Source organism: Pseudomonas sp. TE24901 (assembly GCF_054058375.1).
In genome coordinates this window covers 177,608-183,846 of record NZ_JBSSAF010000014.1, presented here as the reverse complement: position 1 = coordinate 183,846, position 6,239 = coordinate 177,608, and the positions used below count along the sequence as shown (strand labels likewise).

General features: G+C 61.9%; 5 protein-coding genes. 3 read left to right on the top strand and 2 right to left on the bottom strand.

What is annotated here, in order from left to right:
* The first annotated feature begins 254 nt into the window (after positions 1-254).
* Positions 255-1,406 (top strand): macrolide transporter subunit MacA, encoded by a 1,152-nt coding sequence (gene macA, locus ACVWVP_RS25300; protein ID WP_457408668.1) that lies wholly within the window; start codon positions 255-257, stop codon positions 1,404-1,406.
* Between the two features lie 3 nt (positions 1,407-1,409).
* Complete coding sequence (locus ACVWVP_RS25295; protein WP_178923232.1) at positions 1,410-3,368, top strand: MacB family efflux pump subunit; 1,959 nt, start codon at positions 1,410-1,412, stop codon at positions 3,366-3,368.
* Positions 3,369-3,501: 133 nt separating this feature from the next.
* Here the strand turns inward: ACVWVP_RS25295 and ACVWVP_RS25290 are convergent, their stop codons facing one another.
* Both ACVWVP_RS25290 and ACVWVP_RS25285 read right to left on the bottom strand, forming a co-directional pair.
* Complete coding sequence (locus ACVWVP_RS25290) at positions 3,502-4,173, bottom strand: response regulator transcription factor (protein ID WP_178923234.1); 672 nt, start codon at positions 4,171-4,173, stop codon at positions 3,502-3,504.
* Positions 4,174-4,400: 227 nt separating this feature from the next.
* On the bottom strand, positions 4,401-5,645 hold the full coding sequence (locus ACVWVP_RS25285; RefSeq protein WP_457408666.1) for a methionine gamma-lyase: 1,245 nt from the start codon (positions 5,643-5,645) through the stop codon (positions 4,401-4,403).
* Positions 5,646-5,768: 123 nt separating this feature from the next.
* Here ACVWVP_RS25285 and ACVWVP_RS25280 point away from each other — a divergent pair, with 123 nt between their 5' ends.
* Complete coding sequence (locus tag ACVWVP_RS25280; RefSeq protein WP_178923238.1) at positions 5,769-6,239, top strand: Lrp/AsnC family transcriptional regulator; 471 nt, start codon at positions 5,769-5,771, stop codon at positions 6,237-6,239.

Here is a 6,239-nt window from a genome sequence, read left to right as displayed (position 1 = left end):
AATTCGGCAGGGATTTGGGGGGTAAACCGGCAGGGATGCCGGTTTAGCCGCCCCGCGCCATGGATGGCGCGTGGCGGCGGCCCCCCAAATCACTGGCGGATTACGGGCACACCGAGCCTGGGCGAGGTGCCGAGTGTTGGGGCAAGAGCCTTTTGGTTACTTTTGGGCTCTTTCCAAAAGTGACCCGCCGTAAGGGCGGAACCCATATCAGCCGTTACCCAAGTAACGGATATGTACACGATCAAAGGCCATCTATGGAAAAGTCAAAGTTACGCAAAACAGGATTAGGCCTGGCACTGGCAGTCGCGGCAGCGTTGGTCATCTACACCGTCCAAGCCCCCGCCGACGCCCCCCAATACCTCACCGCCACCGCCGAACGCGGTGACATCGAAAACGCCGTCCTGGCCACCGGCCTGCTCGAAGGCATCAAACAGGTCGACGTCGGCGCCCAAGTCTCCGGCCAGCTCAAATCCCTCAAAGTCAAAGTCGGCGACAAGGTCAAGAAGGGCCAATGGCTCGCCGAAATCGACCCCTTGATCCTGCAGAACACCCTGCGCAAAGCCCAGGTCGACGAAGAAAACCTCCAGGCCCAACGCCGCGCCACGGCCGCCCAACTCAAGCAAGCCAAGTCCGTGTACGAGCGCTACAAAGGCCTGCAAATCGACGAATCGGTCTCCCGCCAGGACTTCGAGGACGCCGAATCCACCTATCAGGTACAACAGGCCAACCTGCTGTCCCTGGACGCACAGATCAAAAGCGCCCACATCCAGATCGACACCGCCAAGGTCAATCTGGCCTACACCCGCATCGTCGCGCCCATCGACGGCGATGTAGTGGGCATCGTCACCCAGGAAGGCCAGACCGTGATCGCCAGCCAACTGGCGCCGGTCCTGCTCAAGCTCGCAGACCTGGACACCATGACCGTCAAGGCCCAGGTCTCCGAGGCCGATGTGATTCACATCAGCCCGGGCCAGCAGGTGTACTTCACCATCCTCGGCGAGGCGGACAAACGCTACTACGCCAAGCTGCGTGGCACTGAACCGGCGCCGCAGAACTTCCTCGAAACCCAGCCCGCCGGCACGCCCAAGCAGAACACGGCGGTGTTCTACAACGCGTTGTTCGACGTGCCCAACCCCGATCATCGCTTGCGCATCGCCATGACGGCCCAGGTGCGCATCGTGCTCGACACCGCCCAGGCGGCGCTGATGGTGCCGGTGGCGGCGCTGGGGCCGCGCAACAGCGATGGCACCTACTCGGTGCGGGTGCTCGACGCCAAGGGCAAGGCGGTGTCGCGGGAGGTGAAAACCGGCATCAATAACAACGTCAAGGTGCAGGTGCTCGAAGGCCTGGCCGAAGGTGACAACGTGGTGATCGGCGACGCCACGCCGGCCGTGGCGGGGAATTGATCGATGACCCAGCCACTGTTGGAGCTCAAGGGCATCACCCGCAGTTTCATGGCCGGCGAGCGCGAGTTCATTGCGCTCAAGGGCATCGACCTGACGATCGAGGCCGGGGAGATGGTCGCGATCATCGGCGCCTCGGGGTCGGGCAAGTCCACCCTGATGAACATCCTCGGCGGCCTGGATTACGCCACGGCCGGCAGCTACAAGATCAACGGCATCGAAACCCGTTCCCTGGGCGATGAACAACTGGCGGAACTGCGCCGCGACTACTTCGGTTTTATCTTCCAGCGCTACCACCTGCTGGCGCACTTGAGTGCCTTGCACAACGTGGAAATGCCGGCGATCTATGCCGGCACGCCGGAAACCGCGCGCCACAGCCGCGCACGGGAGCTGCTTGCACGCCTGGGCCTGGCGGGGCACACCACCCACCGACCCAGCCAGTTGTCGGGCGGGCAGCAACAGCGGGTGAGTATTGCCCGGGCCTTGATGAACGGCGGGGAAGTGATCCTGGCCGATGAACCCACCGGCGCCCTCGATACCCACAGCGGCAAGGAGGTGATGCGTATCCTCGCCGAGCTGCACGCGGCCGGGCACACGGTGATCATCGTCACCCACGACCCCAAGGTGGCCGCCAATGCCCAGCGCATTGTCGAGGTGTGCGATGGCGAGATCGTCAGTGACAAGGCCAACGACAGCGTCGGGCTGGAGCTGAACACTGAGGCGCCCATCGAGCCCAAGCGCAGCGGTGCCCGGCGTTTGGTGGCCAGCCTGGGGTTGTTCAAGGAAGCGTTCAACATGGCCTGGGTCGCGCTGGTGTCCCACCGCATGCGCACGCTGCTGACCATGCTCGGGATCGTCATCGGTATCACCTCGGTGGTGTCGATCTCGGCCATCGGCGAAGGGGCCAAGCGCTATGTGCTCAAGGACATCCAGGCGATCGGCAGCAACACCATCGACATCTTTTCCGGCACCAGTTTTGGCGACAGCCGTGCCTCGGCCATCGAGACCTTGATGCCGTCGGATGTGGAGGCGCTGAACCAGCTGTATTACGTCGACAGCGCCACGCCGGTGGTGGGCCGCAACCTGTTGCTGCGCTTTGGCAACATCGACCTGGATGCGCAGGTCAACGGCGTGAGCGACCGCTACTTCAAGGTCAAGGGCCTCAAGCTCGAGGCCGGTATTGCCTTCAGCGAAAGCGATGCGCGGCGCCAGGCCCAGGTGGTGGTGATCGACCACAACACCCGCCAGCGCCTGTTCGGTCCGAACATCGACCCTCTCGGCCAGGTGATCCTGGTGGGGAACCTGCCGTGCACGGTGATCGGGGTGACGGCCGACAACAAAAACATGTTCGCCGCGAGCAAGGCGTTGAACGTGTGGGTGCCCTATGAAACGGCGGCAGGAAGGCTGCTGGGGCAACGCCACCTGGACAGCATCACCGTGCGCATCAAGGACGGCCAGCCGAGCAAGGTGGTGGAAGACAACGTCAACAAGCTGATGCTGCAACGCCACGGCACCAAGGACTTCTTCACCAATAACCTCGACAGCATCATGCAGACGGTGCAGAAAACCAGCCGTTCGCTGGCGTTGCTGTTGTCGTTGATTGCGGTGATTTCGTTGTTGGTGGGAGGCATCGGGGTGATGAACATCATGCTGGTGTCGGTGACTGAACGCACCCGTGAGATCGGCATCCGCATGGCGGTGGGCGCACGGCAGTCGGATATCCGTCAGCAGTTTCTGGTGGAAGCGGTGATGGTGTGCCTGATCGGCGGGATGATCGGCATCTCGCTGTCATTTGCCATTGGCTATCTGTTTTCGTTGTTCGTGAAGGAATGGGAAATGGTGTTTTCCCTGGGCTCGATCGTCACGGCGTTCGCCTGTTCGACGATGATCGGCATTGTGTTTGGCTTCGTGCCGGCACGAAACGCCGCACGCCTGGACCCGATCGAGGCATTGGCCCGGGATTGATACCTCCCAGGCACTGGATACTCAATGTGGGAGCGGGCTTGCTCGCGAAGGCGGCGTATCAGTCAACCGATTCATTCACTGATCCACCGCCTTCGCGAGCAAGCCCGCTCCCACATTTTAGATCTGCGTGGACTTAAAAACTGGCGGTTTCTTCAGTGGCATACATCCACCGCAACAACGAATGCCGCCCGCTGATCCCCAGCTTGATCGACGCGCGCTTGAGGTAGCTTTCGATGGTGTTGACCTTCAACGCCAGTTGCTCCGCCAATTCCGGTGCGGTACGCCCGGCCAGCAGGCCGACGCACACTTCCAGTTCGCGGTTGGACAAGGTCAGCCCCGATTGCACCAGGCGTTCTTCAATGCGCCGGCGCAGGGTGTCGATGCCCTGGCTTTGCGGCACCTGCAGTTCGCTGTCGGTGCGGCACGGCTGGATGGCGGCGATGTGTTTTTCCACCATGGGCAGCAACAGCGAGGAAAAGTCCTGCAACATGCTGCGCTCCTGGGGCGAAAAGCTGTCGGACTGGCTCGCGCGGTACACCGACAGCACGTAGCGCATGTCGTCTTTGCGCCGCGTCAGGTGCAACTGCGCGGCGGGCTGTTCTTGCCCCAGCGCGGTCATCGAATCGGTGTACACAGGGCTGATCTTGCGGCGCAGTTGCCCTTCGGAACTCACCCGCAGCTGCGAGATATGCGTGGCGTCCACTGCCAGTTGGGTGAGGATGAGGTCATGCAGCATGCGTGGGAAATGGCGACTGCCGGTGCTGGCGATGACCTTGCCTATATGTGGGAACAGGTGTGAGTTCATCAATTCGTCCATGAGTTTCAAGTGCAGGCATTCGGCTATATAGCGACGGGGATTAAGAACGTAGCAAGTGCGAATAACCCACAGTGATAATGCTCTCCGTCGGAACGTATGCTAGTACAGCCTGGCGAAAGGATGGGGATCCAATCTGCAAAAAAACCACTTTAAAAGCACAAAACGGTGGTCGGACCTGTCCGACCACCGTTTTGGGAAAACGCCGTGCTTGAGCGCTATCTGACGGCGTGCGCGACCATCGCGGTATGACGCGGGGTTGTACGTGTGCATTTGGCCAGGGCTTGTTGCACATCTGCCAGCAAATCGGCGACATCTTCAAGCCCCACCGACAGGCGCACCAGGCCTTCACTGATGCCGTGGGCCGCGCGCTCCTCGGGCGTGTAGGTGGAGTGGGTCATGCTGGCGGGGTGCTGGGCCAGGGATTCGGCATCCCCCAGGCTGACCGCGCGGGTGAACAGTTTGAGTGCGTTCATGAAGCGCCGGCCAGTGTCGATCCCGCCCTTGAGTTCGAAGGCGATCATGCCGCCTGATTGGCTCATCTGCCGCGCCGCCAGGTCGTACTGGGCGAACGAGCGCAAGCCAGGGTAGGTGACGCTCGCAACAGCCGGATGGGCTTGCAGCGCCTCGGCCACGGCCAGGGCGTTGCTGCAATGGCGGTCCATGCGCAGCGCCAGGGTTTTCAGCCCGCGCATCAACAACGACGCATCCTGCGGCGACATCACGGCACCGGTCAGGTCCTTGAGCCCTTGCAGGCGGATACGCTGGGCCAGCGCGTGGCTGCTCACGGCGATGCCCGCCGTGATATCGCCATGGCCGCTGAGGTATTTGGTGGCCGAGTGCACCACCACATCCGCGCCCAGGTCCAGGGGGCGTTGCAGGTAAGGGGTGCAGTAGGTGTTGTCGACCACCAGCGTGATGTTGCCGTGGGCGTGGGCGATGTCGGCCACGGCGGCAATGTCCACCAGTTGCAGGTTGGGGTTGGCCGGGGTTTCGCAATAGATCATGCGCGTGGCGGGTGAGAGCGCGGCACGCAGGGCGTCCAGGTCGGTGAGGTCGACGTGGCGCACCTTGATGCCGAATTCGCCAATACCGTGGTGCAGCAGTGCGAAGGTGCAGCCGTAGAGCGTCTGGCTGACGATCACCTCATCGCCGGGGCGCAGCAACGTCCAGAAGGTGGCGGCGATGGCGCCCATCCCGGAGCTGAACGCCACCGCCGCCTCGCCGTTTTCCAGGGTGGCCATGCGCGATTCCAGCAGCGCCAGGGTCGGGTTGGAAATGCGCGTATAGAAGTGGCCGTTGGCTTCGCCGGCAAAACACGCCGCGCCATATTCGGCGGTGGGAAAGGCAAAGGTTGCCGACAGGTAGGTGGGCGGCACGAGCGCGCCGTGGTGGTCCTTGGGGTCGTAGCCGTGGTGGATGGCGCGGGTGGAAAAGCCGAATGCATTGTGTTTATTGTTCATGTCGGACGCTCCTTATTTCCTACAATGCTATGCTCATAACCAGAGATGAACGTTGCAAAAAATGCGCACAAATCCCGCGTCCTGGGATGAATCTCCTATAAAAATAATGAATTGAGGCACGTTATGCCCGTGAGTCTGGACCGCACCGACAAAGCCCTGTTAAACGCCCTGCAGGGCAATGCTCGCCTCACCGTGGCCGAACTGGCCGACCGCGTTTCCTTGACCACCTCGCCCTGCTGGCGACGGGTGCGGAACCTGGAAGACAGCGGGGTGATCAGCGGCTACCAGGCGATCCTGTCGCCCAAGGCCCTGGGGTATGGGGTGACGGCCTTTGTCAGCATCATGATGGAAAGCCACACCCAGGAAATCGCCCGGAAGTTCGAGCAGCGGCTGCTGGAAATCCCGGAGATCGTGGCGTGCCACAACGTGTCGGGGCGCTATGACTTTTTGCTCGAAGTGGTGGCCAAGGACCTGGAGTCGTTTGGCGAGTTTGCCCGTGAGGTGTTGCAGACCCTGCCGTGCGTCAAGGAGATCTATTCGAGCTTTTCCTACAAGTCGGTCCGGCCCTTGCGCGTGATCCCGTTGCCGGGATAA